This is a genomic window from Lentzea sp. NPDC059081 (assembly GCF_042738015.1).
In the GTDB taxonomy this organism is placed as follows: Bacteria; Actinomycetota; Actinomycetes; order Mycobacteriales; family Pseudonocardiaceae; genus Lentzea.
This window is the reverse complement of the sequence record NZ_JBHYGW010000004.1, coordinates 36,965-63,526: the sequence shown is the minus strand read 5'-3', so window position 1 is coordinate 63,526 and position 26,562 is coordinate 36,965. Positions and strand designations below refer to the sequence as shown.

General features: G+C 69.3%; 29 protein-coding genes. 12 read left to right on the top strand and 17 right to left on the bottom strand.

All coding sequences use genetic code 11. From position 1 onward, the window contains the following. Window positions 1-83: 83 nt before the first annotated feature. The gene (dinB, locus tag ACFWV3_RS10835; protein WP_382410622.1) at window positions 84-1,358 is read right to left on the bottom strand and encodes a DNA polymerase IV; all 1,275 of its coding nucleotides are present in this window, start codon (window positions 1,356-1,358) and stop codon (window positions 84-86) included. A 35-nt stretch (window positions 1,359-1,393) separates the two neighbouring features. Then, window positions 1,394-2,491, bottom strand: a complete 1,098-nt coding sequence (locus ACFWV3_RS10830; protein ID WP_382410620.1) for an amidohydrolase family protein — start codon at window positions 2,489-2,491, stop codon at window positions 1,394-1,396. A gap of 12 nt (window positions 2,492-2,503) precedes the next feature. Here ACFWV3_RS10830 and ACFWV3_RS10825 point away from each other — a divergent pair, with 12 nt between their 5' ends. After that, window positions 2,504-3,814, top strand: coding sequence for a glutamine synthetase (locus ACFWV3_RS10825; RefSeq protein WP_382410618.1), 1,311 nt, complete (start codon window positions 2,504-2,506; stop codon window positions 3,812-3,814). Here the strand turns inward: ACFWV3_RS10825 and ACFWV3_RS10820 are convergent. From ACFWV3_RS10820 to ACFWV3_RS10800, 5 genes are all read right to left on the bottom strand, one after another. Continuing rightward, the gene (locus tag ACFWV3_RS10820; protein WP_382411319.1) at window positions 3,795-4,307 is read right to left on the bottom strand and encodes a sigma-70 family RNA polymerase sigma factor; all 513 of its coding nucleotides are present in this window, start codon (window positions 4,305-4,307) and stop codon (window positions 3,795-3,797) included. The two genes, ACFWV3_RS10825 and ACFWV3_RS10820, sit on opposite strands and share 20 nt — an antisense overlap. A gap of 212 nt (window positions 4,308-4,519) precedes the next feature. Beyond that, window positions 4,520-5,197: an RNA polymerase sigma factor gene (locus ACFWV3_RS10815; RefSeq protein ID WP_382410616.1), complete on the bottom strand. Its 678-nt coding sequence runs from the start codon at window positions 5,195-5,197 to the stop codon at window positions 4,520-4,522. Between the two features lie 103 nt (window positions 5,198-5,300). Then, a complete protein-coding gene (locus tag ACFWV3_RS10810) occupies window positions 5,301-5,867 on the bottom strand; it encodes a sigma-70 family RNA polymerase sigma factor (protein ID WP_382410614.1) in 567 nt (188 codons plus the stop codon). Between the two features lie 433 nt (window positions 5,868-6,300). Continuing rightward, the gene (locus ACFWV3_RS10805; protein WP_382410612.1) at window positions 6,301-6,870 is read right to left on the bottom strand and encodes a sigma-70 family RNA polymerase sigma factor; all 570 of its coding nucleotides are present in this window, start codon (window positions 6,868-6,870) and stop codon (window positions 6,301-6,303) included. Window positions 6,871-6,970: 100 nt separating this feature from the next. Further along, entirely contained in the window at window positions 6,971-7,690 is a 720-nt protein-coding gene (locus tag ACFWV3_RS10800) for a class I SAM-dependent methyltransferase (RefSeq protein WP_382410610.1), read from the bottom strand. 33 nt (window positions 7,691-7,723) lie between these two features. Between ACFWV3_RS10800 and ACFWV3_RS10795 the strand changes: the two genes are divergently transcribed. The 4 genes from ACFWV3_RS10795 to ACFWV3_RS10780 are packed head-to-tail and all read left to right on the top strand — an operon-like array spanning window position 7,724 to window position 11,606. Then, the gene (locus tag ACFWV3_RS10795; protein WP_382410608.1) at window positions 7,724-8,569 is read left to right on the top strand and encodes a ParA family protein; all 846 of its coding nucleotides are present in this window, start codon (window positions 7,724-7,726) and stop codon (window positions 8,567-8,569) included. Then, the gene (locus ACFWV3_RS10790) at window positions 8,562-9,323 is read left to right on the top strand and encodes an Fpg/Nei family DNA glycosylase (RefSeq protein WP_382410606.1); all 762 of its coding nucleotides are present in this window, start codon (window positions 8,562-8,564) and stop codon (window positions 9,321-9,323) included. Before ACFWV3_RS10795 ends, ACFWV3_RS10790 begins: the two co-directional genes overlap by 8 nt. Before the next feature lie 53 nt (window positions 9,324-9,376). Continuing rightward, complete coding sequence (locus ACFWV3_RS10785) at window positions 9,377-10,594, top strand: cytochrome P450 (protein ID WP_382410604.1); 1,218 nt, start codon at window positions 9,377-9,379, stop codon at window positions 10,592-10,594. A 34-nt stretch (window positions 10,595-10,628) separates the two neighbouring features. Further along, the gene (locus tag ACFWV3_RS10780; protein ID WP_382410602.1) at window positions 10,629-11,606 is read left to right on the top strand and encodes a quinone-dependent dihydroorotate dehydrogenase; all 978 of its coding nucleotides are present in this window, start codon (window positions 10,629-10,631) and stop codon (window positions 11,604-11,606) included. Here the strand turns inward: ACFWV3_RS10780 and ACFWV3_RS10775 are convergent. The 10 genes from ACFWV3_RS10775 to ACFWV3_RS10730 form a co-directional block, all read right to left on the bottom strand. Further along, the gene (locus ACFWV3_RS10775) at window positions 11,587-12,801 is read right to left on the bottom strand and encodes a glycosyltransferase (protein WP_382410600.1); all 1,215 of its coding nucleotides are present in this window, start codon (window positions 12,799-12,801) and stop codon (window positions 11,587-11,589) included. The two genes, ACFWV3_RS10780 and ACFWV3_RS10775, sit on opposite strands and share 20 nt — an antisense overlap. A 197-nt stretch (window positions 12,802-12,998) precedes the next feature. Continuing rightward, entirely contained in the window at window positions 12,999-14,183 is a 1,185-nt protein-coding gene (locus ACFWV3_RS10770) for a uracil-xanthine permease family protein (RefSeq protein WP_382410598.1), read from the bottom strand. 237 nt (window positions 14,184-14,420) lie between these two features. After that, window positions 14,421-15,242, bottom strand: a complete 822-nt coding sequence (locus ACFWV3_RS10765; protein WP_382410596.1) for a hypothetical protein — start codon at window positions 15,240-15,242, stop codon at window positions 14,421-14,423. A gap of 34 nt (window positions 15,243-15,276) precedes the next feature. Next, the gene (locus ACFWV3_RS10760) at window positions 15,277-16,128 is read right to left on the bottom strand and encodes a PspA/IM30 family protein (protein ID WP_382410594.1); all 852 of its coding nucleotides are present in this window, start codon (window positions 16,126-16,128) and stop codon (window positions 15,277-15,279) included. Between the two features lie 349 nt (window positions 16,129-16,477). After that, a complete protein-coding gene (locus ACFWV3_RS10755; protein WP_382410592.1) occupies window positions 16,478-16,900 on the bottom strand; it encodes a helix-turn-helix domain-containing protein in 423 nt (140 codons plus the stop codon). A 102-nt stretch (window positions 16,901-17,002) separates the two neighbouring features. Then, a complete protein-coding gene (locus ACFWV3_RS10750; protein WP_382410590.1) occupies window positions 17,003-17,482 on the bottom strand; it encodes a CinA family protein in 480 nt (159 codons plus the stop codon). Next, window positions 17,479-18,057: a CDP-diacylglycerol--glycerol-3-phosphate 3-phosphatidyltransferase gene (pgsA, locus tag ACFWV3_RS10745; RefSeq protein WP_382410588.1), complete on the bottom strand. Its 579-nt coding sequence runs from the start codon at window positions 18,055-18,057 to the stop codon at window positions 17,479-17,481. Before pgsA ends, ACFWV3_RS10750 begins: the two co-directional genes overlap by 4 nt. After that, window positions 18,054-19,457, bottom strand: coding sequence for a 30S ribosomal protein S12 methylthiotransferase RimO (gene rimO, locus ACFWV3_RS10740; protein WP_382410586.1), 1,404 nt, complete (start codon window positions 19,455-19,457; stop codon window positions 18,054-18,056). Before rimO ends, pgsA begins: the two co-directional genes overlap by 4 nt. A gap of 39 nt (window positions 19,458-19,496) precedes the next feature. Then, window positions 19,497-20,054, bottom strand: coding sequence for an RloB family protein (locus tag ACFWV3_RS10735; protein WP_382410584.1), 558 nt, complete (start codon window positions 20,052-20,054; stop codon window positions 19,497-19,499). Next, a complete protein-coding gene (locus ACFWV3_RS10730) occupies window positions 20,041-21,291 on the bottom strand; it encodes an ATP/GTP-binding protein (protein ID WP_382410582.1) in 1,251 nt (416 codons plus the stop codon). Before ACFWV3_RS10730 ends, ACFWV3_RS10735 begins: the two co-directional genes overlap by 14 nt. Window positions 21,292-21,485: 194 nt before the next feature. Here ACFWV3_RS10730 and ACFWV3_RS10725 point away from each other — a divergent pair, with 194 nt between their 5' ends. The 7 genes from ACFWV3_RS10725 (at window position 21,486) to ACFWV3_RS10695 (ending at window position 26,492) form a co-directional block, all read left to right on the top strand. Next, the gene (locus ACFWV3_RS10725; RefSeq protein WP_382411318.1) at window positions 21,486-21,935 is read left to right on the top strand and encodes an amino-acid N-acetyltransferase; all 450 of its coding nucleotides are present in this window, start codon (window positions 21,486-21,488) and stop codon (window positions 21,933-21,935) included. Window positions 21,936-21,997: 62 nt separating this feature from the next. Next, window positions 21,998-22,849 (top strand): MerR family transcriptional regulator, encoded by an 852-nt coding sequence (locus tag ACFWV3_RS10720; protein WP_382410580.1) that lies wholly within the window; start codon window positions 21,998-22,000, stop codon window positions 22,847-22,849. Further along, a complete protein-coding gene (locus tag ACFWV3_RS10715; protein ID WP_382410578.1) occupies window positions 22,833-23,624 on the top strand; it encodes a hypothetical protein in 792 nt (263 codons plus the stop codon). The genes ACFWV3_RS10720 and ACFWV3_RS10715 overlap by 17 nt, the downstream gene beginning before the upstream one ends. Then, complete coding sequence (locus ACFWV3_RS10710) at window positions 23,596-24,129, top strand: hypothetical protein (RefSeq protein ID WP_382410576.1); 534 nt, start codon at window positions 23,596-23,598, stop codon at window positions 24,127-24,129. The genes ACFWV3_RS10715 and ACFWV3_RS10710 overlap by 29 nt, the downstream gene beginning before the upstream one ends. Further along, window positions 24,126-25,280: a YcaO-like family protein gene (locus tag ACFWV3_RS10705; protein WP_382410574.1), complete on the top strand. Its 1,155-nt coding sequence runs from the start codon at window positions 24,126-24,128 to the stop codon at window positions 25,278-25,280. The genes ACFWV3_RS10710 and ACFWV3_RS10705 overlap by 4 nt, the downstream gene beginning before the upstream one ends. A gap of 5 nt (window positions 25,281-25,285) precedes the next feature. Further along, on the top strand, window positions 25,286-25,939 hold the full coding sequence (locus ACFWV3_RS10700) for a nitroreductase family protein (RefSeq protein WP_382410571.1): 654 nt from the start codon (window positions 25,286-25,288) through the stop codon (window positions 25,937-25,939). A gap of 85 nt (window positions 25,940-26,024) precedes the next feature. Further along, on the top strand, window positions 26,025-26,492 hold the full coding sequence (locus tag ACFWV3_RS10695; protein WP_382410569.1) for a phospholipase: 468 nt from the start codon (window positions 26,025-26,027) through the stop codon (window positions 26,490-26,492). Window positions 26,493-26,562 lie beyond the last annotated feature (70 nt).

Here is a 26,562-nt window from a genome sequence, read left to right as displayed (position 1 = left end):
GTCCATGGTGGGGCTCGGGGACCGGGTGGGGGCGCGGGTTCCGGAAGGCTGTGGACAACTCCGGGGTTGTGGACAGGTCGCGATCACTCGGGCTTCGGAGCGGTCTCGCCGGTCCTTTCCGGACTGTCGCGCAGCAGGGAGGCCGGGCGGACGGCCAGCGAGCCGAAGCGGGAACGGGCCTGGTCAGCGGCTTGGTCGGCTTCGCGCCAGCCGTTCTCCGGGGCGTCGAAGATCAGTTGCTGGGCGGAGTCGGCGTTGTCAAGTCCCTCGATCCGGACACCGATCAGGCGGACCGCTCCGGGCGGCACCTGGGTGTCGAGCAGCTCCGCCGCCGTGCGGTAGACCTCCTGGGTCACGTCGGTCGCCACGGGCAGGGTGCGGGAGCGGGTGATCGTCGTGAAGTCGGCGAAGCGGACCTTGATCGACACGGTCCGGCCCCGCAGGCCCCTGGCGCGCACCGTGGACGCCGAGCGTTCGGACAGGCGCAGCAGCTCGCGGCGCAGCAGGGCGCGGTCGTGGTGGTCGACCTCGAAGGTCTCCTCGGCACCGATCGACTTCTCGCGCGACGTCGGCACCACGGCGCGGTCGTCGACGCCCGCGGCCAGGCCGTGCAGGTGTTCGGCCAGCGCGACGCCGATCAGCCGGCGCAGGCGGGGCAGCGGCGTCGAGGCGACCTGGCCGACCGACTCCAGGCCCAGTTCCTCCAGGCGCGCGGCGGTCTTCGCGCCCACACCCCACAGGGCCGACACCGGCAGCGGGTGCAGGAACTCCAGCACGGAGGCAGAAGGAACGACCATCATGCCGTCGGGCTTGCACATTCCCGACGCGAGCTTCGCGAGGAACTTCGTCGGCGCCACCCCGACGGAACACGTCACGCCGTGATCGGCGAGGACGCGCGACCTGATCAGCTCCCCCACACCACCCGGCGTCAGGCCGAGCCGGCGCAGCGCCCCACCGACGTCGAGGAACGCCTCGTCGAGCGACAGCGGCTCCACCAGCGGCGTGATGTCGCGGAAGATCGCCATGACCCCGCGCGAGACCTCGTGGTAGAGGTCGAACTGCGGCGGCAGGTACACGGCGTTCGGGATCAAGCGGCGCGCATGCGCGGTGGGCATCGCGGACCGCACGCCGTACTCGCGAGCGAGGTAGTTCGCGGAACACACGACACCACGCCCGCTCACGCCACCGACCACGACGGGCACGGACGCGAGCTCTGGACGTTCGCGGATCTCCACCGACGCGTAGAAGGCGTCCATGTCGACGTGCAGCATCCGGCAGCCCGTGTCGTCCGGCCAGACGCCGTCACGCGCGCGGAAGCGATCGACCAGGCCGCGTGGCAGGTTCGCACTGCGACCCATGAACACCCCTCTCGAACGTCAGTTCGAGCCAAATCCTACAGTTCGTACACGCGTGCCGCGTTCTCCGACGCGATGAGCCGAGCGATCCGATGCGCGTCTTCTTCGACGAACGCATCACGCCGCAACCCGTCGGCCAGGAAGTCCGACAACGCCTGCCGGAACAGCAACGCGCCGAGGTAGTACAGCTCGGGCAACGCGAACGCGTCGGACGAGAACAGGAACTTCCCGTACGGCACGATCTCCAGCGCCTCGGCGAACACCCGCGGCGCCTGGTGCCCCAGCCCGTGCGTCGCCAGCCCGAGGTCGCAGAACACGTGCGGGAACACCTGCGCGAGATACCCGGCCTGCCGGTGGAACGGGTAGTTGTGCAGCAGCAACACCGGCACGCCCAGTCCCGCGGTGGCGCGCAGGAACGGCGTCAGCAACGACGGATCGCACCGGTGCAGGTCGATGTCCGAGTCGCCGTAGCCCACGTGGAACTGCAACGGCAACCCCGCGTCCAACGCCTCCCACGCGAGCCAAGTGATCACCACCGGGTCCGCCAGCCGCCCGGACTCCCACGCCGCCACCGCCGCAACGACGTCGGCATCCGCCGGCCGCACCCCCGGCAGCGCGAGCCCGACCCGGTACGCCGCAACGGACTTCGCCCCGACCGCGGACGTCGACGCGAGCCGCGACCGCACCTCCGACAGGAACGACGCGGGCGACACGGCACCGTGCAGCGACTCGGCCAGCACCTCCAGCCGCACGATCTCGTGCGCGGCCGCACCGGTCAGCGACGCCAGCTCGTCGCCGGACACCAGCCGCTCCGGCTGGAACCCGCCGTCCACCAGGAACGTGTGGATCCCGGACGCCATCAGGAACGTCCGCGACACCTCGGTCACGTGCAGGGAGTTCCTCCGTTCGAGGTACTCCTCCGCGGACGCGTGCCGGGGCAGGTCCAGCAACGGCGCGCACCACCTCCGCACCGCGAACCCGATCGCCGAGTCGAACAACGTCCCGCCCAAGGCCGAGACCTCGTCCGCCTCCAACAACAACGACTCGAACTCGGCGCGTGTGCTGTCCGTGCACAACACACCGTGGCAATGGTGGTCGATCAGCCCGAGTTCGGCGACGAACGGCAAGATGCCCATAACCTAAGGATCGTGGACTCTGCGGAACGGGACCAGCGGTTCGACCGGGCGACCGAGCTCTTCGACGGCCTCAACGCCAGGGACGTGAGCGTGGTGGCGCTCACGTGGGTCGACAACAGCGGCATCACGCGCACGAAGTCGGTCCCCCTGCGCAGGCTCGCCCACGCGGCGGCCCACGGCGTCGGCGCGTCGCCGGTGTTCGACGTCTTCCTCTTCGACGACTGGATCATCCAGGGCCGGTTCGCCGGCGGACCGGTCGGCGACCTGCGCCTGCACCCGGACCTCGACCGCCTCACCGTGCTCGCTGGCCAGCCCGGCTGGGCGTGGGCACCCGCCGACCGCCACTTCCAGAACGGCGTCCCGTACCCGATGGACCAGCGCCTCCAGGCGCGCAAGGCCGTCGCGAACCTCGCCGGCCACGGGCTCACCGCCCAGGCGGGCTTCGAGATCGAGTGGTGCGTCGGCAAGCAGGGCACCGACGACTGGGTCCCCGCGACGAGCGGGTCCGCGTACGGGCACGCGCGCCAGGTCGAGCTGTCCGACTACTGCGTCGACCTCCTCAACGCGCTCGACCAGCAGAACGTCGAGGTCCTCCAGTTCCACCCCGAGTACGCCGCCGGCCAGTTCGAGGTCTCCACCGCACCGGAGGACCTCGTCGGCGCCGCGGACACCGCCGTGCTCGTCAAGGAGACGATCCGCGCCGTCACGATCCGGCACGGCATGCGCCCGTCCTTCTCCCCCAAGGTCGTCAACGGCGGCGTCGGCAACGGCGGTCACCTGCACCTCAGCCTCTGGCGCGACGGCACGAACCTCTTCGACGGCTTCCAGGAGGAGGCGAAGAGGTTCACCGCGGGCGTGCTCAACCACCTCCGCGCGTTGTGCGCGATCGGTTGTCCCTCTCTCGCGAGCTACCTCAGGCTCGTGCCGAACACGTGGGCGGCACCGTTCGTGGCGTGGGGCGAGGAGAACCGCGAGACGGCTTTGCGGCTGATCCAGGACAACCTGGAGATCAAGTGCTTCGACCTCACCGCGAACCCGTACCTGGTCGTCGCCGGGGTCGTCGCCGCGGGCCTGGACGGCGTCGCGGCCGAGTCCACCCTGCCGGAGGGCCTCAACGTCGACCCGGCCCTGCTCGACGACGTCCCGCGCCTGCCCACGTCGCTCAAGGAGGCCGTGGACGAGTTCGAGCAGGACGGCGTGCTCACCGAGGCGTTCGGCAAGGAGCTCGCGGGCACGATCGCCGACGTCCGGCGCGGCGAGCTGGAGCGCTACCGGGACGCCAGCCCGCAGGGGGTCGCCAACCTCACCCGTTGGCGATATTGATCTCCTTGCGCAACCGCGTCAGCGCCCGGTGCTGGGCCACCCGCACCGCGCCGGGCGTCGACCCCACGGCCTCCGCCGTCTCCTCCGCCGACAGCCCCACCATCACCCGCAGCACCACGATCTCGCGCTGCTTCTCCGGCAGCACGCGCAGCAGCGTGCGCATCTGGTCGGACAGCTCCCCCTGCATCGCCCGCTGCTCGGGTCCCGCGGCCGTGTCCATCGACTCGGGCAGCTCGGGCACGGCCTCCGCGCGGTTGCGCGAGAAGCTGCGGAACGAGTCGGCCACCTTGTGCGCCGCGATGCCGTAGACGAACGCGAGGAACGGACGGCCCTGGTCGCGGTACGACGGCAGCGCGGTGAGCACGGCCAGACACACGTCCTGAGCCACGTCGTCCGCCGACGCGAACGTGCCGACGCGCGCACGGCAGTACCTCACGACCAACGGCCGGATGGTGCCGAGCAGCCGTTCGATGGCACGGCGGTCACCGGCCACAGCGCGCGCGACGTGCTCGTCGGCCGTTTCGGGACGGCCCGTGTAGTAGGAGGGCGACGGCGGGTCGACCGGCTCCTTGTCACCCCCGGCGGTCCTGTCCACCAACGCGTCGAGAGTCCCCCTTGAAGCCGTGACCGGGCCACCGACCGAGGAGCGCTCGACCGCTCCCTCGGGCACCTTGCGGTGCAGGCCGGGTGTGAACTCCACGCAGATCACCGTTCCTCATCTGACGGCCGGCGCACGGAGAGCCGCGCGCGCCGAAGCCGTCCTTCGACCGCACGCGGGGTGAGCCGCAAGAGCTCACCGATCTCCGCGTGCGAGTAGCCCTGGTCGTGAAGGAAGAGCAACCGCCTGTTGTCCTCGCTCAGAGCCGCGAACGCCGCGTTGACGGCGTGCTGCTCCATGACCGCGTCCTCGGGTGTCCCCTCGGTCACGACGTTCTCGAGCGAGGCCAGGGTGTCCACGAGCCGCACGTCCCGCCAGCCGTTCACGCGCGTCTGCCAGCGGCGGTAGACGTTCGGGAACGCGAGCACGCAGGCGTTGATGAAGTACTCCTTCAACGGCTGCCCGTGCTCGACGGTCCACTCCTTGCCCAGGACACCCCGGTCGCGGAAGTAGACGAACCCCTCGAACACCGCGTCGCTGGCCAGCTCCTCGGCCTCCTGCGGCGGGATCTCCTGCCGGTGCAGGAAACGGCCCTGCTGGTCACACCGGGCGAACATCGCACCCGACCGGACGAGCTTCGTAACGATGTCGAGACCAAGCCCGAGAAGCTGACGGTGGAACTCGTCCCAGCGAGGCCCGGATAGCCCCGACTCACGGAAGTGCTGCACCAGCACCCCGTCGATGTGCAGCTGCTCGGCTGCACGCGTTGAGTCCGAACTTCCCATGCCCCCTGGTCCCTATGTCGGCGTCTTCCTGCCCTCTAGGTATGTCGTTTGGGTGCGTTCTCCCCACGCACTCCGCACTACTTGTCACAAATGCAAACGAATGTCACCCGATCGGGACACTCAGAGCGGTGATTTCCTTGCGAAGCCTTCCCAGAGCACGGTGCTGGGCAACTCGAACAGCACCCGGAGTCGACCCCACCGCTTCCGCGGTTTCCTCCGCCGACAAACCCACCACGACGCGCAGGACGAGAATCTCGCGCTGCTTCTCGGGAAGGAGGTGCACGAGCTGTCCGAGCGTTCCGTTCAACTCGCCCTGGAGGACGTACTCCTCCGGTCCGCCGGTCCGCGCGGGCTGGTCCGGCACCTCCGCCATCGGCTCCGCACGGTTACGAGCGATCGCGCGATGGGCGTCCGCGACCTTGTGCGCCGCGATGCCGTAGACGAACGCGAGGAACGGCCGACCCTGCTCCCGGTAGTTCGGCAGCGCCGTCAGCACGGCCAGGCAGACGTCCTGAGCGACGTCGTCGGCGGTCGTCGCCGACCGGCCCACCCGCGCGCGGCAGTACTTCACGATCAACGGCCGCAAGTAGCGAAGCAGCAGCTCAGTGGCCTTGCCGTCACCGTTCACGGCAAGTCTGACCAGCTCCGCGTTGACTGCCGAAGTGTCCATCCGAAAGGTCCCCTCGTCTTCGTCCCGGAAAGGAGACGTGCGACGCGTCACTCCTTATGCGGAAAGTGTGGGTAACTTCGGAACGTCACTCGTTCGGAGCAAAGAACAGCGATGCGCAATGGGTATGGGGCCACCACCGCGCGTAATCGAAACCGACGCGTTCCGCCGATTCGGTGATTTCGTGACGAGTAGATGCCGCATGCCGTGCCTTGCCCACGGCGGCCTCCGCGGCCCTCTTCGGCAAGCCCCGCCGCGCACGCAGAATGACGTCGTGGTCACGCTGGGAAATGATGTGCGGGCATCAAACCTGAGCACTCGTCGCATTCCCGCAAAGCAGCTCTCGACAGCCGCGGAACGCGACAGCGCATTACCTGCGACTAGTACAACGTCAAAGGAATAACGGCGAAGACCGGACCGTCGCGGAAAGCGCCGGTCAGATCAGCTCCTCGACCCCCACCGACGTCCTCAGCTTCGCCAGGGCGCGGTGCTGCGCGACCCGGACGGCACCCGGCGTGGACCCGGTCGCCTCGGCCGTCTCCTCCGCCGTCAGCCCCGCGACGACCCGCAGCAGCAGGATCTCGCGCTGCTTGTCCGGCAGGCCCCGCAGCAGCTGCCCCAGGCGCGCCGAGAGGGAGCCGAGCAGAGCGCTCTCCTCCGGGTCGATGGCGAGCGACGGCCCGTCCGGCACCTCCGCGACCGGTTCGGACCGGTTGCGCGCCGACACCCGGTGCGCGTCCGCGACCTTGTGCGCGGCGATGCCGTAGACGAACGCGAGGAACGGCCGGCCTTGCTCGCGATAGGAAGGCAATGCCGTCAGGACCGCCAGGCAGACCTCCTGCGCCACGTCGTCCGCGGACGCGTACGCACGCTCGTGACGGCCAACGCGCGCACGGCAGTACCGCGCCACGAGCGGCCGCACGGATGCCAGCAGCCGTTCGACGGCTTGCCTGTCACCCGCAACGGCCTCGTTGACCATGGAGGCCAGCAGGTCGGAACTTTCCATCGCGTCGGTTCCCTACGTCGGCAGCGGAAACATCATCTTTCGCCGCCAGGTCGTTCGGGACCACTCATCGGGACCACAAAAGTCTCGAATGCAAACGCTGTCAGGCGGTACGGCGGGCCAGCACGTGCAAGCGGGCGGCGACATCGCGGAGCGGGGACCGCGTGGCAGCGGCCAGTTCCAGCTCGGCGAGCGCGTCCGCGGCGCCGGGGTTGGCGTCGAGCACCACCCCGGGCACCAGGTCTGAAACTACGCCGTGACCTTGCAGGATCTCGACAGCCAGACCGGATTCGAGGACGAGTTTCTCGAGTCCCGCGACGTCGAACCGGCGCTGGAGCGGGTCGCGGGTACCCGCCAGCTGCCCGGCGTCGTCGTCCAGGAGCCTGCGCGCGTCGACGATACGACCCGCGATCGCGCGGTGCAGGATCGCCGCGAAACGGTTCACGACCAGCACGGACACGGCCCCGCCGGGCGTCACGGCCGCGGCCAGCGCCGACAACGCCGCCGGTGCGTCGTCCACGACCTCGAGCAGGCCGTGCGCCAGCACCAGATCGGCCTCACCAGCGGGAACACCCAACGAGTCGGTGTCGCCCTGGACCGCGGCGATCGTCACGCCGGCCTCGCGCGCACGGGTGTGCAGCGTGGCCAGTGCGTTCGGAGAGGGCTCCACGACCGTGACCGCGCATCCCGCCGCGGCGAGGGGCACGGCCCAGACACCACTGCCGCCGCCGACGTCGAGCACACGGGGCGCCTCGCCGCCTCTGCGCTCACGCGCGGCAGCCAGTTCGGCGTCGAGCAGCCGTTGTACGGCGTCCGGTCGCATGGCACACAGAGTAGGAGACCCTAGAGTAGGTCTGTGCATACGGTGTCCGTGCTCAGCCTCAAGGGAGGCGTCGGCAAGACGACGGTGGTGCTCGGCCTGGCCTCTGCCGCCCTGCGCCGTGGCGTCCGCACTCTGGTAATCGACCTCGATCCGCAGTGCAACGCCACGTCGACGCTGGAACCCGAGGAGTCCAAGGCCAGCATCTACGACGTCCTGCAGGACCCGTCCGAGGAGAACCTGGAACAGGCGATCCGTCCCAGCAGGTGGGGTGACGGCATCGACGTGCTGTCGGGGTCCGAGGACGCCGAGCTGCTCAACCACCCCGATCCGAACGAGTCGCGGCTGCACCGCTTGAAAGACGCGCTGCGCACGTTGCGGGACATGTACGACGAGTTCCCGTACCACCTCGTGCTGCTCGACTGCCCGCCGTCGCTGGGCCAGCTGACCCGCTCGGCGCTCGTGGCGGCCGACCGCGCGCTGCTGGTCACCGAGCCGACGATGTTCGCCGTGGCGGGCGTTCAGCGGGCGTTCGAGGCGGTCCAGAACGAGCGCGAGGCCAACAACGCCGACCTGCAGCCGCTGGGCGTCGTGGTGAACCGGGTGCGGCCGCGCTCGCACGAGCACCAGTTCCGCATCGACGAGCTGCGCGACATCTTCGGCCCGCTGGTGATGCCGGTGGCGCTGCCCGACCGGCTCGCCGTGCAGCAGGCCCAGGGCGCGTGCATGCCGATCCACGAGTGGGGCACGCCGGGCGCCCGTGAGGTGGCGCTGGCGTTCAACCTGCTGCTCGCCCGCATCCAGCGGATCTCCCGCAGCCGGCGCCGCGCCGTGCACCACGACTTCGACGACGACGAGATCCAGGAAGCGGTGGATGCCTGAGGGCGACACCGTCTTCCTCGCGGGCAAGCGCATGCACGACGCGCTCGCCGGGAAGACGCTGCTGAAGGGCGAGCTGCGCCACCCCAGGCTGGCCACGATCGACCTGGCGGGCCTCGACGTGCTCGGCGTGCGCACCTACGGCAAGCACATGTTCACGCACTTCTCCGACGGCACCAGCCTGCGCAGCCACTTCCGCATGGACGGCTCGTGGCACCTCTACCGGCCGGGCGAGCGCTGGCGCCGTCCCGCGCACCAGGCCCGTGCGGTGTTCGAGGTGGACGACCGGCAGGCCATCGGATTCGCGCTGCACGACATGGAGATCGTTCCGACATCCCGCGAAGATGAGCTCATCTCGCATCTCGGACCTGATCTTCTCGCGGACGACTTCGACGCCGCTGAGGCCGTTCGGCGGTTGACCGCCGATCCTTCCCGACCTATCGGGATCGCATTGTTGGACCAGCGGGTGATGGCCGGGGTCGGCAATCTCTACCGCGCGGAAGTGTGTTTCCTGTTGCGCGTTCTGCCGACCGCCCCGGTGTCGGCCGTGGACCCCTCACGTGCGGTGGCGCTGTCGCGGAAGCTCTTGCAGGCCAACCAGTGGCGGCCCGAACAGTCGACGACGGGCGACCTGCGCGTGCAGCACTACGTTTTCGAACGCACCGGCAAAGCCTGTTTGCGCTGCGGCACAAGAGTCCGATCGGACGAGATCGAGGGCAGATTCGTGTACTTCTGCCCAAAATGCCAATCCGGTTGAACCGAGACGCTCCTGCGGCCGTGTCCCTCGATATGGCGGTAAATCTGGATGCGTTGCGCCCGGGCTTCACCGACGACCCGTACTCGGTGCTGAAGAGCCTGCGCGAGTCAGGTCCCGTGCACCGGGTCGAGACCCTCGGTGTGCCGATGTGGCTCGTGACCCGATACCCCGACGTGCGCGCGGCGCTGGACAACCCGCTGCTGTCCTCGCACGGCTCCGCTCTCGCGGAACCCCTGCGCGGCCATCCCCACTTCGCGTCGTGGTGGTTCGGCGACCTCTCGGACCACATGATGAACGCCGACGCGCCCGACCACACGCGCCTGCGACGCGCGGTGTCGAGCGTGCTCACGCCGCGCCGGATCGCCGCCCTCCGGCCGCGCGTCGAGCAGCTCGCCGCCTCGCTCGTGGACTCCTTCGCGGACGCGGGCAGCTGCGACCTGATCGCGGACTTCGCGGCCCCGCTGCCGATCACCGTGATCATGGAGCTGCTCGGCGTCCCCGCCGTCGACCAGGAGAACTTCCGCTACTGGGCCGACGTCGTCACGGGCCTGGCCGCCGGTGACGCGGCCTCGGCGCGTGAGGAGACCTCCGGCTACCTGCGCGACCTCGTGGCGCACAAGCGGACGTCCGGCGACGACGACCTGATCGGCGGCCTGGCCCGCGCGACCGGCGAGGCGGCGCTGACCGACGACGAACTGGCGTCGCTGTCGTTCCTGCTGCTCGTGGCCGGCTACACGACCGCCGTCGACCTCGTCGGCAACGGCACGCTCGCGCTGCTGCGCGACCCCGAGCAGCTCGAGCTGCTCCAGCGCTCGTCGTCGCTGCTGCCGGGCGCGATCGAGGAGTTCCTGCGGTTCGACGGCCCGACCTCGCACGTGCTGCGGTTCGCCGCACAGCCCCTGACGATCGGCGGCGTGCAGATCCCCGCCGGCGACGTGGTGCTGCTGTCGCTGGCCTCCGCCGAGCACGACGGCACGCGCTACCCGCGGGCCGACCAGCTCAACATCGAGCGGGCGGACCGGCAGCACCTGGCGTTCGGGCACGGCATGCACTTCTGCCTCGGCGCGCCGCTGGCCCGGCTGGAGGGCGACGTGGCGTTCCGGACGCTGCTGGAACGGTGCGCGGGCCTGGCGCTCGACACCGCGCAGCCGCTCGGGTGGCGGGTGTCGCTGGGCAGCCGCGGGCTGCGTGCCCTGCCGGTGACGTTCCGGACCAAGCCCAGGATGCCGCTGGACGAGCAGGCGACGATCAAGGTGCCCAAGCCCATGTGACGCCGCCCCTGAACTGGCGTTATAGGGTGGGCGCGTGGTCTACAAGCAGGTGGTTCGCAGGGCGTTGTTCGGAATGCACGGTGGCGACGCGGAGCGGGTCCACGAGACCACGCTGAACGTCATGGCGCGGCTGAGCCCGCTGGCGCGGTTCGCGCGCGGCCAGAACAACCCGCGCACCGTCTTCGGCGTCCGCTTCCCGAACCCCGTCGGGCTCGCGGCGGGCCTGGACAAGGACGGGCGCGCGCTGCCGGCGTGGGCCGCGCTCGGGTTCGGGTTCGTGGAGGTCGGCACCGTCACGTGGCACGCGCAGCCCGGCAACCCGAAGCCGCGGCTGTTCCGCCTGCGCGAGGACGAGGCGATCATCAACCGGATGGGCTTCAACAACGCGGGTGCGCAAGCGCTTGCCGCCAAGCTCGACAAGACCTCGCTGAAGGCCCCGCTCGGCATCAGCCTCGGCAAGTCCAAGATCACGCCGGTCGAGGACGCCGTGCAGGACTACCTGAACTCGCTCCGCGCGTTGCAGCACCACGGCGACTACTACGCGATCAACGTGAGCTCCCCCAACACGCCCGGCCTGCGCAGCCTGCAGGACAAGGGCGCGCTCACCGAGCTCGTCCAGACGCTCACCAGGGCGACGGACAAGCCGATGCTCGTCAAGATCGCGCCGGACCTCACCGACGACGCCATCGCCGAGGTCATCGGGGTGTGCGTCGACAACGGCGTGCAGGGCCTCATCGCCACGAACACCACCCTCGGCCGGGAGGGGCTTAAGAGCGCCCATCGGGACGAGACCGGCGGCCTGAGCGGCAAGCCGTTGACCCGGCGCGCGAACGACGTGGTCCGCTTCATCACCAAGAACAGCGACCTGCCGGTCATCGGCGTCGGCGGCATCGCGACCCCCGACGACGCCAAGCGCATGATCGACGCGGGGGCGAGCCTCGTGCAGATCTACACCGGGTTCATCTACGAGGGACCGGGGCTCGTGTCCCGGATCAACCGGGTACTGAGGTGAGCGTGCGCTCGACGTGCTCCCAACGGCCGACGGGCCGATAGCCGCGCAGGACCGTGAACAGCGAGCGCAGCACCGCCACGAAGTCCACGAACACGATCACCATCAGCAGCGGGTACGCCAACGGCGCCAAGGCCAGCAACGGTGCCTTGGCGCGCCATGGTTCCGTGAGGTCGCCGACGATCGTGAACACCGCGACGCCCGTGTAGACCGCGCACAGCAGCACGATGCCCGTGAACCACCCCGTTTGGAACGTCGCGCTGATGACGACGTAGATGAAGACCGGTTCGAACAGCACGAGCACCTCACCCGCCGCCGTGTACGGCAGGTGCACCCACGAGAGAAGACGCGAGCACGTGGAGCCGAAGAACAGCGAGCGGTGCTTGTAGAACGCCTGCAGCCGCCCGAACTTCCACCGGAACCGCTGCCGCAGCAGGCCCTTGAACGACGGCACCGCCTGCGTGTACGCGATCGCGTCGGCCGCGAAGATGATCCGCCAGTCGAAGTTGCCGCGCTGGGACAGGATCTTCATCGAGAAGTCGATGTCCTCCGTCATGGTGTCGGTGTCGAAGTAGCCGCACGACCGCACGATCGACGTGCGGAACATCGAGCCGACACCGCCGATGACGTACTCGCAGTTGAACACCGTGTAGCCCTGCTTGAGCCGGTGCACCACCGCGTACTCCAGGCGCTGCACCCACCCCAGCACCCCGCGCTGCCCCGCCACCTTCACGTTCGCCGCCGCGGCGAGGACGACCGGGTCCGCGAAGTGCGCGACCATCTTCTCGACGGCGGTGCGGGACAGCGTCGAGTCGGCGTCCAGCACCATCACGAGCCCGTCGCCGACCAGCCGCATGCCGGTGTTGATCGCCGCCGCTTTGCCCGCGTTCTCCTGGGACACGACGCGCACGCGCTCACCGAAGCCCGCCAGCGCCGCGACGGTCCCGTCGGTCGACCCGTCGTCCACCACGACCACCGACACGTCCGGATAGGAGCTGTCCACAACGGACTGCACCGCCCTGGCGACGCACAGCTCCTCGTTGTACGCCGGGATGACGACCCACACCGTTGGCGTGTAAGGCAACGGGCTGGACCCGAACAACGACAGGTCGTAGACGTCAGCCGCCACGAGGACGACGCACACGCGCACAATGCCGATCATCGCGAGCGGCACCATCAACCACGCCAGTGATGTCATCGGCGGTGGCGCAACAATCGGATGCGGGACGCGACCAGGCTGCCCGTGATGACGGCGCAGGCGAAGAACAGCACCACGTAGTACGCGGCGACCATGAGCAGACTCCCTCTGTGGACCGGAAGCAGGATCGTCCGGAGTGGAGGGACGAAAACCACACGAAGGTGTGGGAGTCGATCACGCCTCGCGGTGCGGCGGGATCAGGTGCGGCGAGCGGCCCTGAGCCAGCGCATGATCGGGTGCAGGATGACGACGAGCAGCGAGCCCCAGACCAGGCCGCCCATCTCCAGGTCGCCGATCTCGATCGTCAGGTCGCCGACCCCGGCCACCAGCGCGGCGCCGCCGACCATCGCGTTCGCCGGGTTGGCCAGGTCGACGCCGCGGTCCATCCAGATCCGCACGCCGATCAGCACGATCAGGCCGTAGAGGATCACCGTGCAGCCACCGAGCACGCCCGGCGGGATGGTGCCGAACAGCGCGATGGCCTTCGGGGAGAACGCCAGTGCCGCCGCGAAGACACCGGCGAACGCGAACGCCGCCGTCGTGTAGACGCGGGTCACCGCCATCACGCCGATGTTCTCGGAGTACGTCGTCGTGCCGACGCCCCCGCCCAGGCCGGACAGGGCCGTCGACAGCCCGTTCGCGATGATCGCGTCGCCCGCGCTGCCGTCGAGGTTTCTGCCGGTCAGCGCCGCGACCGCCTTCACGTGCCCGACGACCTCGGCCACCAGCACGATCACGACCGGGAGCATCAGCAGGACGACGGACGGCCGCAGTTCGGGCTGGTGCAGCTGCGGCAGCCCCACCCACGCCGCCTCGCGCAGCGCGGTGAACTTGGCCTGCGGCACCGCGCCGGCCAGCAGTCCGCCCACCCAGACGGCGACGAAGCCCAGCAGGATCGAGAACCGGAACAGCAGCCCGCGTCCCAGGACGCCGGCCAGCAGGATCACCACCGTCGTGATGGCGGCCAGCAGCGGCTGCTCGGCGAAGTTCGAGGTGGCCTGGTGCGAGAGGTTCAGGCCGATGATGATCACGACGGCGCCGCTGACGACCGGCGGCATGACCGACTCGAGCAGCCGCACGCCGAGCGCCTTGACCGCGATGCCGACGACGATCACCAGCAGACCGGCGGCGACGACACCTCCGAGCTGGGCGGCCATGCCCTGTTCGCGGGCGGCCACCAGCGGTGCCACGAAGGCGAAGGAGGAGCCCAGGTAGCTCGGGACGCGGTTCTTGGTGATAACGAGGAACAGCAGCGTGCCCAGGCCGGAGAACAGCAGCGTGGTGGCGACGGGGAGGCCGGTGGCGGTGGGGACGAGCACCGTCGCGCCGAACATGGCGACCAGGTGCTGCACTCCGAACCCGAGGGTGAGCGGCCAGCTCACCCGTTCCTGGGGTGCGACGGTTTCACTGTCGGTGATCCGACCGTCCCCGTGCACGGTCCACAACGCCAACGCACTGCCTCCCGGCGTTTCAGCCGGTCTTCCCGCAGACCGGCCCCGGAATCCTGCCACGCCATGTAGTGACCACGGCTAGGTAACGGTCTGATAATCACACGATCGCCGTAAAGATCTCCAGAGAGAACCGCCGATTAGGCGCACGCGACCACGGAGAGTTAGATCTCAGTGCGCTGAATAGCCGGACACGTCACGCATCGCGGACGCCAGTCCGGCCAGGTGGTCCGTCGCGTCGTCGAGCACGGCGCGCGGGTCCTGGAACTGGGTGCTCGCCGCCAGCGCCTTGCCCGCCTCCGCGACCAACGCGCAGTAACGGTCCACGCCGTCCGCCAGCTGGATCCTGAGCACCCGCACGCCCTCGACCAGCTGCGCGCGCTCCAGGTGCGGTGCCGTGTCACGGGCGCGCTCCACGGCCTGCAGCTGCCCGGACACCGCGCGGATGGCCGACGAGGCCTCCTGGGCGGTCTGACGGGCGTGCTGGACGGACTCCGCCGGCATCGTCGTGAGCGCGGGCGAGTCGAGCTGGCGCAGCAGCTCGGTCATCGCGTCCTCGGCGCTGTGCAGCTTCTCCATCGGCACGCGCGCGGACGAGATGTGCGCGGGCAGCGGCGGCCGGGGCGGCGGCGGTGGCGACAGCGCCAGCCGTTGCCGGGCCGCGGTCAGCTCACGCAGCTTGACCCCGCTGCGCACGGCGAGCAGACCGGGCACGGCGGCACCGATCGTGCCGCCCACCGCCGCCCACGTGCCGAGCACGCCGGTGAAGCCGAAGACGGCGAGGGTGCCGAAGATCGTGATCAGCACCAGCCAGAACGTGAGCACGGCGTTGGTCCGCTTGCGCCTGCGTTCGAGCTTGGCGACCGGGTCGTTCCACTTCTGCAGGCGGTACCGCGCCTGCTCCGCCAGCGGGTGGCCCTGGAGCGACGCACCCAACTCACCGACGACCTTGCGGACGATCTCGTTGTTGGGACGGTTTCTCCAGGGCTCCATGATCACCTGCTGACTCCTCCTGCCCCGCTGCCCGTCAGTTCTGGGCCGGCGGGACCTGCTGCTGCGTGGTCTTCTGCTCCTGCTGGACGCGCTGCGCGATCTCGGCCTGGATCTGCGCGGCGGCGCTGTTGCCCGCGGTCACCTGCTGCGGCGTGCCGGACTGGCCGCCGTGCATGGACGCGCGGATCTGCTCCAGCCGCGACGAGCCGGCGAGCTGGGTCGTCGAGGCCTGCACCTCGAGCATCCGGCCCTGCACCGAGTTCTGGGCGAGCTCGGCGGACCCGAGGGCGGTCGAGTAGCGCTTCTCGATCTTGTCGCGCACCTCTTCGAGCGACGGGACGTTGCCCGGCGCCGCGAGTTCGCTCATCTGGTTCAGCGACGCGGAGACCTGCTCCTGCATCTTGGCCTGCTCCAGCTGGCTGAGGAGCTTGGTGCGCTCGGCCAGCTTCTGCTGCAGCATCATCGAGTTGCGCTCGACAGCCTGCTTGGCCTGCGCCGCGGCCTGCAGCGACTGGTCGTGCAGCGTCTTGAGGTCCTCGATGCCCTGCTCGGCGGTGACGAGCTGGGTGGCGAAGCCCTGCGCGGCGTTCTCGAACTGCGCGGCCTTCTGCTCGTCGCCCTTCGAGCGCGCCTCGTCGGCGAGCACGAGCGCCTGGCGTGCGGAGGCCTGCAGCTTCTCCACGTCGCCCAGCTGGCGGTTCAGCTTCATCTCCAGCTGGCGCTGGTTGCCGATGACGGCCGCGGCCTGCTGAGAGAGCGCCTGGTGCTGACGCTGCGCCTCCTCGATGGCCTGCTGGATCTGCACCTTCGGGTCAGCGTGCTCGTCGATCTTCGACGAGAACGAAGCCATCAGGTACTTCCAGAACTTCACGAACGGACTGGCCATCTCCTACGCCTGCCTTCTCGGTGCCGGTGTTGGATCCATCGTCTCAATTGTGCGTCGGCGGTTCCACCAACCTGGGGAGATATCCGGGAAGACCCCGACCCACCCCGGGACTTTGGATTGACACACCCGCCGGCGCCAATCCTGCCCGCACCCGCGCCCCGAGACGCGGTGACCCAGCGTGCTGATGCCAAGCCGTTGCCTGCCGTCCGGCACGCCGCCGTCGTTGTCAGTTGAACGTACGACGAGCCCGTCTTGTTGCAGACCGTCACGTGGCCCGGGCCACAGACCACCCGGATGCAGGCGGCCCCGCACGCCTGGTGGCATGCGGGGCCGGAACGACATGGGGGTGTTACGCCGCGACGACCGCCTTGGGCGTCTCGCCGATCTTGCTGGTGAGCCTGTGCGTGAGCATGGGCTGCAGGCGCAGGTCGGACAGGTCGTCCGACAGCGTGGACGGCAGCACGCGGCCACCCTCCAGCTTCCCGCGGTCCGAACGCCCGTCCGGGACGGTGTCCGGCACCGTGTCCGGCGTCTGCTGGACGGCGCCGATGTCGGAGGCGACGTGGTGCAGAAGTTCGGACAGCGGCAGTTCCAGTGCTTCGCAGATGGCCGCGAGGAGCTCGCTGGACGCCTCTTTGCGGCCGCGCTCCACCTCGGACAGGTACCCCAGGCTCACGCGGGCGGTCCGAGAGACCTCGCGCAGCGTGCGGCGTTGGTTGGTGCGGGCATGGCGAAGCCGATCACCGATCGCCTCGCGCAGCAGCACGGTCATCGCGCGCCTCCTTCCGGCCGGCCGTGTCCCTACGTTACCGATCGACACCGACAACGGGCAGTGACTTCCGAACACGTCCGCCAAGGGCGAACGAACGGCCGGTCATCGTTTGTTCCCGTCCGGGGTGATCAGCAAGTATTCCGAGAGCAGGACCAGCGCTTTTTCCACGGCCGAGAAACGCACCGCTTTTCTGTCGCCACTCACAGTGATTGTCCGCACTGTGGACACTCCAGGGCCGCTCAAGCCGATGTGGACCGTGCCTGGAGCGACTCCGTCCTGCGGGTCCGGTCCGGCGACCCCCGTGAGCCCGATTCCCCAGTCGGAACCGCACCTGCGGCGGGCGCCCTCGGCCAGCTGGACGGCGACGTCCGGGTGCACGGCACCGTGCTCGTCGAGCAACTTCTGATCCACGCCCGCGAGCTCGTGCTTGAGCTCGGTCGCGTAGACGATCAACCCACCGCGGACCACGGCACTCGCCCCCGGTGTGTCGACGATCGTCGCGCACAGCAGACCCGCGGTCAGCGACTCGGCCGTGGCGACGGTCTCGTTCCTCGCTTTGAGCAGGTCGACGACGCCTTTCACAGCACCGCCCTGCCTGCTCTCGCCTTCATCTTGAACGCCCGGATGACGTAATCGATTCCCGTGACGACGGTGAGGACCAGCGCGACGGCCATGATCACCCACGCGATGAGCTGCAGCACGTCGTTCTGCGGGAGCACGAACAGCCCGATCGCGATGACCTGGGCGAGCGTCTTGGCCTTGCCGCCGCGGCTCGCGGGGATCACGCCGTAGCGGATCACCCAGAACCGCAGCAGCGTGATGCCGATCTCGCGCACGGCGATGACGATCGTGATCCACCACGGCAGCACGTCGAGGATGCTCAGGCCGACCAGCGCCGACCCGGTCAGCGCCTTGTCGGCGATCGGGTCGGCGATCTTGCCGAAGTCGGTGATCAGGCCGTGCTTGCGGGCGAGCGTGCCGTCGATGTGGTCGGTGAAGCTCGCGACGGCGAAGACACCGAACGCGATGAGCCGCCACGTCGTGTCGAAGCCGCCCGCTTCGAACAGGGAGAACAGGAAGACCGGAACGAGGACCAGCCGCGCCATCGTGAGGATGTTCGCGACGTTGAGCAGCGGGACCTTCCGGGCCTCGGTCATGTCGGGATTACCTCGACGACCAGGTCCACTCCCTCGGAGTCGACCACCCGGCACCGCACGAAGTCGCCGCGCTTCAGCCCCTCGGCCTCGAGCACGATGCACTCGCCGTCGACCTCGGGCGCCTGGTGCTCGGCCCGCCCGACGCAGTCGCTCTCCTCGTCCTCCTCGGTCTCGATCAGCACCGTGACCTCGGTGCCGACCCGGTCCTCCGCGCGCTGGCTGGTGAGCTCCTCGACGAGGTTGCCGATCCGCTGCACGCGCTCGGCGATGGTGTCCGCGTCGAGCTTGCCGTCGAGCTCCTCGGCCTCGGTGCCGTCCTCGTCGGAGTAGCCGAAGATGCCGACGGCGTCGAGGCGCGCCTCCGTGAGGAAGCGTTCGAGCTCTTTGAGGTCGTCCTCGGTCTCGCCGGGGAAGCCGACGATGAAGTTGCTGCGGATGCCGGCCTCGGGCGCGTGCTCGCGGATCTGCCAGACGAGTTTGAGGAAGCTGTCGGTGTCGCCGAACCGGCGCATGCGGCGCAGCACGTTCTCGCTGGAGTGCTGGAACGACATGTCGAAGTAGTTCGCGACCTTGTCGGTCTTCGCGATGGCGGCGACGAGGCTCGGCTTGGTCTCGGCCGGCTGCAGGTAGCTCACCCGCACGCGCTCGACGCCCGGGATGCTCGCGAGACGCGGCAGCAACTGCTCGAGGGCGCCCTGCTCGCGCGGCAGGTCCTTGCCGTAGCTCGTGGAGTTCTCGCTGACGAGGAACAGCTCCTTGACGCCGTTCTCGGCGAGCCACATGGCCTCGGACACGATCTCGTCCGGGTGCCGCGACACGAAGGCGCCGCGGAAGCTGGGGATGGCGCAGAAGCTGCACCGCCGGTCACAGCCACTCGCGATCTTGAGCGGCGCCACCGGAGCGTCGTCGAGGCGCTTGCGCTGGACTTTGGTGGGACCCCAGCCGTGGCCGGGCACCTGCACCGCTTGAGCAGCTTCCTGGCGCTGCACCGGTGTGATCGGCAGCAGCGTGCGGCGGTCCACCGGCACGTGCGACTCGACGGGCTTGCCGTGCAGCACGTCCTGCAGCCGCTCGGCGAGGTCGTTGTACTGGTCGAAGCCGAGGACCGCGGCCGCCTCGGGAAGGCTGTCCGCGAGCTCCTTGCCGTACCGCTCCGCCATGCACCCGACGGCGACGACCTTGGCGCCGGTGTCGGACGCGGCGAGCAACGTGTCGACCGAGTCCTTCTTGGCCTGCTCGACGAAGCCGCACGTGTTGACGACGACGACGTCCGCGCCCTCGTCCACCAGCTCCCAGCCGCCCTCGCCGAGCCGTCCGGCGAGCTCTTCGGAGTCGACCTCGTTGCGGGCGCAGCCCAGGGTCAGCAGCGACACGCGTCGCGGAGTGGTGGGAGAAGACACGGTGCTCAGCGTAACCGGGTGGGGTGTCAGACCTTGAATTCAGTGCCGCAAGAGCACCTCGACGAGGCGCCACACGTCGGTCGACGGGTTGCCGGCGGGAAGCTCCTTCGCACGCTTGACCGCCATGTCGACGCCTCCTTCGAACGCCGCGTAGTCGAGCTTCTTGTCGTAAGCCGGAACGTGCTTGGCGAGCAGCTTGCAGGCGGCCTTGCCGTTGTCGACGTGAGCGCGGTGGTCGATGAAGTGCAAGAGCAACCAGACTTCGAAGCAGGGTTCGGACACCGCCAGCTCGACACCTTGACGTGCCGCCTCGACACGGGCGGCCATGATGTCGAAGTCGTCCACGTCGACGACGCACCAGACGCTGTCGTACTCGTCCTTCGTGTAAATGCTTTTCGCATATCTCACGAGATTCTCGGGCGAGTCGGTCTTCTGCCTCACCTTGACGCGAGCCCCACGCGCTCGGGCGAGGCCGTTGAAGTAAGCGGGTTCGGTGCATCGGCCACCTGTCGCGATCAGGACGTGACCGGGTCGCAGTTCCCGCGGCCTGCCAAGCCTCGACTGCGAGTTCTCCCGCTTCTTTTCACGCTTCGCCACGGCGGCCTCGGACGACTTCGGCGAACCTGTCCTCGAACAGTTCGGGCACGGCTCCGTAGCGACCTGCGAGATAGCGGCGTTCGAGGTTGTCCTCACCCCGCGGTTTGAAATCGGTCAACGGGTAGAGAGAGCTGGCTCCGCTGCTCCGCTCCTTCTCCACGAACCAGACTTCGTCACGCGCCAGCACCTCCTCGGCGAAAGGCGCGTGCAACAACGTCGCGTCGTGCGTGGTGAAGATCAGCTGGCCGCCGGACGCGTTCGCGTGCTCATCGTTGAACAACGTGATGAGCCGCATCGTCAGCAACGGGTGCAGACTCGCGTCGATCTCGTCGATGACCAGGCAGCCGCCGTCTCGGAGAACCGCCAGAACCGCGGGAAGCACGCCCAGCCACGACCGGGTGCCCGCAGACTCCTCATCCAGCCGGAACGGCTCCGCGCATCCTCGGTGCACGAGATGAATGGCTGGGCCGGGGAAGAAAACGTCGAACATGGACCGCGTTTTACCGCTGCCGGTCGGGATTTGGACGAGATCGGCCTCGTCGACGACCACCGCGTCATCGATGCCCACGTCAGCCGCACGAACGAGTTCGACCAGTTCGGCCCTGGACTCGGGGTGCTGTCGCAGGAATTCCGCAACCTCGTCCTCAGCGGCCCTACCGCCGGAGTTCACCCGAAAACGAAGAGAGCCGACGAACCAGCGGTACACCGGCAACACCCAGGAAATCTTGAGTTGTGCGGCAAGGCTGATGAGAAGCGCGTTGGGCCGGAGGACTGTCTCGAGAACTTCCAGCGCGGCCTTCGACTCGTCGAGCGTGCTTCCGAACTTGACGCCGTCGCCATCCCGCTCGAACAGCACCCGCTTGCGCTTCTCCGGATAGCTGTACAGCCACTCCTCGAGAACGCGCTCGTCGTCCACCTCGACGCCGTAGGTGTACCGCACGCCGTCCTGGACCAGCTCGACCACGTACGTGGAGGGCTCCGCGCGCTTGCCCACATCGAGCTTGAACGAACGCCGGCCGACCACCCCCGCGTCGGGCCCCCAGGCGCTGAACGAGTCCCTCACGGCCTCCGCCAGGAACTTCAAGCCGTCGAGGAGGTTCGACTTGCCGGAAGCGTTCGCGCCGTAGATCGCCACGACGGGCAGCGCGTCCCGCCCCTTGGCATACGCGGGCATGAGCAACAACTCGTGCTCATCGCGGAACGAGCGATGATTCTCCAACCGGAAGCTCCTGAGCACCCGAACCACCTCCTCCAGAATTTTCAGGCCGTATCGCGCGGGTAAACCACACAAAGTCACGTCTAGCTTCTCAGATCATCCCTTGTTGCGGCTACGACATCTGCCCGCAGGCCCCGCACGGGCGCGGCCCATACTTGACCCTCGTGACCAGTGGGGTAGTCGTGCGGCGCGCCCGCACCAGCGACGTGCGCGCCATGAAGGCGTTGATCGACGGGTACGCGGGCAAGGTCCTGCTGGCCAAACCGCTGGTCACCCTCTACGAGGCCGTCCAGGAGTTCTGGGTGGCGGAGGAGGACGGCGAGCTGCTCGGCTGCGGCGCCCTGCACGTCATGTGGGAGGACCTGGCCGAGATCCGCAGCGTCGCGGTGTCGCCGATGGCGCTGGGCAAGGGGGTCGGGCACCGGATCGTGGCGCAGCTCATCGCCACGGCGAAGGAGTTGGAGCTCGCGCGGATCTTCTGCCTCACGTTCGAGACGCGATTCTTCGCCAAGCACGGGTTCGTCGAGATCGAGGGGACGCCGGTCAGTCCCGAGGTCTACGAGGAGATCATGCGGTCGGTCGACGAGGGTGTCGCCGAGTTCCTCGACCTCAGCTACGTGAAGCCCAACACGCTCGGCAACAGCCGGATGCTCCTGGAGCTCTAACTCTTCGAGTAATTACTCGAAGAGTCTTGACTCGACGAACCAACCGGCGCCAGGATCGTCCCGTGTCCGAATCGCTGACCGTCGACGAGCTCGCCGCCCGGATCGGCCTGCCCAGCAGCACCATTCGCATGTACCAGACGAAGGGTGTGCTGCACGCGCCGAGACGGCAGGGTCGCGTGGCGTACTACGACGCCTCGCACGTCGAGCGGTTGACGTTGGTCCAGCGGTTGCAGCAGCGGGGGTTCTCGCTGCCGGCGATCGCGGAGCTGATCCAGGCACGGGAGAAGGGCGAGTCGGTCGCCGCGGTGCTCGGCATGGGCGAGACCGAGGGGCCCGACGACTGGGTTCGGATCAAGGTGCGCGACATCCGCCACCTCGTTCCGATGGGAGATGTCCAACCGCGACTCCTCCTCCGGGCTATGCGGTTGGGCTTGGTGCGGTGGAAGTACGGCTGGCCGCACGCGCGTCGCTGGGCACTCGAGGCGGGCGGCAGGCTCGCCGGTCTGCGGGTGCCCAGCGATGACGTCATGGACAGCTTCACGCGCCTGCGCACGGCGACCGACGCGGTAGCGGCGGACTTCGTGCGGTTGTTCGAGCGGCAGTTCTGGCCCGAGCTCGCGCGCAAGGCCGGGGACGAGAACCAGCTCGAGAACGTGCGGGCGTTGCTCGTCGAGCTGACCTACACGGCGGAGACCGCCGTGGTGGGGACGCTGCGGGAGTCGATCCGGGACGCGGCCGAGGAGTTCGCGTCGCGGCACGGGCTGCTGCCCAGCGACGACTACCAGCCCGCGTGGGCCGAGCAGCCGTTGCCGCCGATCGCCGAGAACCTGATGGACCCGGCCGGCGATCTGCCGAGCGAGCAGGAGATCGCGAGCTTCCTGCAGAGGGGGGACGAGGATGAGCCTGGTCGCTGATCCCGCCTGGCAGGCGCAGCTGAGAGAAGAAGGCCTGGTCGTGTACGCGGGAGCCGATCTCGCGTACCTGATCCCGGACCTGCCCGGGGCGGTGGCCGCGGAGCTGGCGGGGCTGTTCGAGCCGGTGTCGAGGGGAGCGGCTCGCACGGTCGACGAGAGCCGGTTGGGGGAACCGGTCCGCCGGCACGTGGCCCAGCTGAGGACTCTGGGCGCTCTCCGCCCGGCCGGGTTGCCCTCCGACGACGCGCGGCCGGTGAAGGTCGGCACGCTCGTCGTCGGGGAGGCGCCCGCCGGGCTGGTGGAGCGGTTGCCGCACGACCAGGACCCGGACCTGCTGCTCGTCGTGCGGACCACCGGAACGCTGCTCGACCTCGTCGAGGTGGCGCGCACGACCGAGGTCCCGCACCTGCTGCTGGACCTCGCCTACCACCACACCGCCGCGATCGGGCCCTTCGTGGTGCCCGGCGCCGGTGCCTGCCTGGCGTGCCTCGCGGTGCGGGCGGGACGGCGGTGGGGCGACCCGCCTCCTCCCCCGAACCCCGGCGCACTGGCCTTCGACTTCCCGCTTTCCCTTGCCACGCAAGCCATCCAGAACATCCGCAGCGGTTCGCTGGCGCTGCTCGACACGGTCGTCACCGTCCACCTCGACGAGTTCACGACGACGCGCGAGAGCGTGCTGCTGGCCGCCGGGTGCGAGGTCTGCCCGAAGATCGACGTCGGGCGCGTCTCACTTCCTTGGGGGGACCATGAACGCGACAGCAGTCCGGTTACCTGACCAGTTCTCACCCGGTGCGGCCGCCACCAGTGCCGCCACGCCCACCTGTTGCTGTTGTTGTTGCTGCTGTGCGGTTTCCTCGGTCGGCGCGGCCGTGCAGATCCCGGCGGCACTGCACCGGGACACCAAAGACCTCCCCGGCCCTCGCGGCGCGCTCGTGCTGCCTTCGGCGATCTTCCCGCTACTCGTCCTCGTGTCGCCGTTCGTCACCCACGGCGCGGTCTTCGACCTGCACTGGGGCTGGTGGGCCGGCGCGGTCGGCGCGGTGCTGGGGTGGGCCGTCGCGGCGGGGTTCCTCGCCCGGTCGCCGAAGCCGTGGACGAGCGCGGTCCGGCTGCTCGGCTGGGCGTCGCTGTTCTGCGTCGAGCCGTTCGTCGCGGTGCCGCTGCTGGGCGGGATCTCCCAGCTCGGCGACGTGGCCGCGGCGAGCGGGTTCGTCCTCTACCTCGGCGGCGCGCTGACGCTCGGGATCTGGATCTTCCGGCGCAACCGGGCCAAGTCGTGAAGACCGTCGCCGAGACGCTCGTCGAGCGCGCGGTCGGGTGGCGGCAGGGCGTGGTGTCGCAGCTGCATCCCGTGCCGCACAGTCTGTCCGATGTGGACTTGGAAGGCTGGGCCGCCGTGCCCGAACCGTTCGCGGTCGGGGGCACGTCCGGCGGCACGTCGAAGGTCGCGGCTATCGCCGAGGCCCTGGAACGCCACGCCGCCGCACGCGCACCTCTGGAGATCGTCACCGACGGCCCGTGCTGGCCGTTGGAGCACTTCAGCCTGCACACGGTCGAGCAACGCGTCGCCCCGAACTACCGCTATCGCAAGGGATACGTCGACACGCCCTACACGCGGGCTTGGACATTGCCCGCCAACGAACCGATCCGCGTGCCCGCCGGACTGGTGGGGCTGGACGCGTCCTACGGGCTGCCCACGACCTCCTCTGGCCTCGCGGCCGGACCGTCGACGACCAGCGCGTTGCTGAGGGCGGCGCAGGAACTGGTCGAGCGCGACGCGTTCACCACGACCTGGCTGCACTCCCTTGCCCCGCAACGGTTCGACGCCGATCTTCCGGACGGCGTCGAGGCGTTCGACCTCACGCCCGCCTACAGCCCGCACCCGGTGGTCGCCGTCGCGGGGTCGCTGCCGATCGCGGGCAAGCCCCGGCCAACGCTGGGTCTCGCCTGCCGCGCGACGGTCGCGGAAGCCGTGCGGAAGGCGTACGAGGAGTGGGTGCAGGGCACGGTGTTCATCGAGGTGTGGCTGGCGCGCAACGGCGACCAGCCCGTCGGGGAGGCCACCGACTTCGACCGGCATGCCGTCTACTACGCGACGCACCCGTCGAAGTGGGATGCGCTGCGGTGGTTCTCCGGCTTCGAGACCGACCCACCGCGCGACGCGGAATCCGTTGGCGTGGCAGCGGAACTGACCGAGCTGGTGCACGCCTTGGACGACGCCGGCGTCCGCATCGCCTACCGCGAGCTGACCACCCCGGAACTGTCCGCGGTCGGGCTGCACTGCGTCCGCGTGCTGTCCCCGGACCTCGCGCCGCTGCACGCCGACCACCGCTGGCCGCACCTCGGTGGCCGCGCCCGCGAGCTCGGCTGGCGCTACCCGCACGCCTCGCCGGGCGTGTTCCCGAATCCCGCACCGCATCCGCTGGGGTGACGCCGATGTTCGACGACTTCTGGGCCGCCAGCCGGTTCTCGACGCTGCACCAGCGCAGGCTCGGCGAACGGCTGCGCGACTTCCGCCCGCAGCCGCCGCTGGTCGACCCGCTCGAACTGCCGTCGGCGCCCGTCGCGCTCCCCCGCCCGCACGACCGGCTGCAGAAGCTGTTCCAGGCGCGCAGGAGCACCCGCGAGTTCGCCGCGAGGCCGTTGACGGACAAGCAGCTCGGCACGGTGCTGGGCGCACTGTCGGACAACAGCGTCCCGTCCGCCGGCGGGCTGAACCCGGTGCGCTGCTACGCGTTCGTCGGCGAACGCGCGGTCCGCTACGACATCCGGCGGCACGCCCTGCAGGACATCGGCCCGGCCCCGGCGGACCTGGCCGAGATCCTCGGCACCCCGTCCACGCCCCCGCTGACGATCGTGCTGGTGCTCGCGGACACCGACTCGTTCGAGAAGTACGGCGAACGCGCGGGCCGGTTCGGCCTGATAGAGGCGGGCGCGGCGGCCCAGACGATCTGCCTCCGGCTGGCGGAGCAGAAGCTCGGCGGCTACCTGCTCGGCGGGGTGGCGGACAACGAGATGCTGCACGCGCTCGGCCTCCCCCGCACCCTCCGCGTGGCCACGGCGATCGCCTGCGGCCACGTGATCACCTGACGTTCACCGGATCGTGTCTACCGGGGGCAATCGATCACGGACTACAACTGGGCGAGACCCTGCTCACGTTCCAGAGGAGCTCGCCATGTCGAAGACCCTGCGCTCGGCATTCGTGGGTGCCGCCGCGCTGCTGTCCCTGCTCTTCACCGGCACCTCGGCCCACGCCGTGGACGCCGTCGCGGTGACCGACGACTACCTGTTCTCGAAGTCGCTGAGCCAGTTCACAACACTGCGCGCGCAGCAGCCCTACGCCGACCAGCTCGACTGGTCGTCCGACGGCTGCTCGTACTCGCCGGACAACCCGTTCGGCTTCCAGTTCCTGCCGGCCTGCCACCGCCACGACTTCGGTTACCGCAACTTCAAGCGGCAGACGCGGTTCACCGAGGCGAACCGGCTGCGCATCGACAACAACTTCAAGGCCGACATGTACCACCAGTGCGGCAGCAACTGGGCGTGCAAGCGGACCGCCGACATCTACTACGCGGCGGTGCGGCAGTTCGGCGGCAGCGGGTCGTCGACGGCCGCGATCATCCAGCGGGCAGGCGTGAAGTAGGACACCCGCCGACTGTCAGACCTGCCGACTACGGTGAAACGCAGGGGTTCCCAGTCAGGGGGTACCCCTG

Coding starts and splice junctions, on each gene's coding strand:
- ACFWV3_RS10700 (WP_382410571.1), top strand. CDS start 25,286: ATGTTCGACGACTTCTGGGCCGCCAGCCGGTTCTCGACGCTGCACCAG.
- pgsA (WP_382410588.1), bottom strand. CDS start 18,057: ATGACCGAGGCCCGGAAGGTCCCGCTGCTCAACGTCGCGAACATCCTC.
- ACFWV3_RS10805 (WP_382410612.1), bottom strand. CDS start 6,870: ATGGAAAGTTCCGACCTGCTGGCCTCCATGGTCAACGAGGCCGTTGCG.
- ACFWV3_RS10810 (WP_382410614.1), bottom strand. CDS start 5,867: ATGGACACTTCGGCAGTCAACGCGGAGCTGGTCAGACTTGCCGTGAAC.
- ACFWV3_RS10695 (WP_382410569.1), top strand. CDS start 26,025: ATGTCGAAGACCCTGCGCTCGGCATTCGTGGGTGCCGCCGCGCTGCTG.
- ACFWV3_RS10755 (WP_382410592.1), bottom strand. CDS start 16,900: ATGACCGTGCTGCTGCGCGAGGCGATCGGTGATCGGCTTCGCCATGCC.
- ACFWV3_RS10715 (WP_382410578.1), top strand. CDS start 22,833: ATGAGCCTGGTCGCTGATCCCGCCTGGCAGGCGCAGCTGAGAGAAGAA.
- ACFWV3_RS10790 (WP_382410606.1), top strand. CDS start 8,562: ATGCCTGAGGGCGACACCGTCTTCCTCGCGGGCAAGCGCATGCACGAC.
- ACFWV3_RS10725 (WP_382411318.1), top strand. CDS start 21,486: ATGAAGGCGTTGATCGACGGGTACGCGGGCAAGGTCCTGCTGGCCAAA.
- ACFWV3_RS10760 (WP_382410594.1), bottom strand. CDS start 16,128: ATGGCCAGTCCGTTCGTGAAGTTCTGGAAGTACCTGATGGCTTCGTTC.
- ACFWV3_RS10765 (WP_382410596.1), bottom strand. CDS start 15,242: ATGGAGCCCTGGAGAAACCGTCCCAACAACGAGATCGTCCGCAAGGTC.
- dinB (WP_382410622.1), bottom strand. CDS start 1,358: ATGGGTCGCAGTGCGAACCTGCCACGCGGCCTGGTCGATCGCTTCCGC.
- ACFWV3_RS10710 (WP_382410576.1), top strand. CDS start 23,596: ATGAACGCGACAGCAGTCCGGTTACCTGACCAGTTCTCACCCGGTGCG.
- ACFWV3_RS10800 (WP_382410610.1), bottom strand. CDS start 7,690: ATGCGACCGGACGCCGTACAACGGCTGCTCGACGCCGAACTGGCTGCC.
- ACFWV3_RS10815 (WP_382410616.1), bottom strand. CDS start 5,197: ATGGGAAGTTCGGACTCAACGCGTGCAGCCGAGCAGCTGCACATCGAC.
- ACFWV3_RS10830 (WP_382410620.1), bottom strand. CDS start 2,491: ATGGGCATCTTGCCGTTCGTCGCCGAACTCGGGCTGATCGACCACCAT.
- ACFWV3_RS10775 (WP_382410600.1), bottom strand. CDS start 12,801: ATGACATCACTGGCGTGGTTGATGGTGCCGCTCGCGATGATCGGCATT.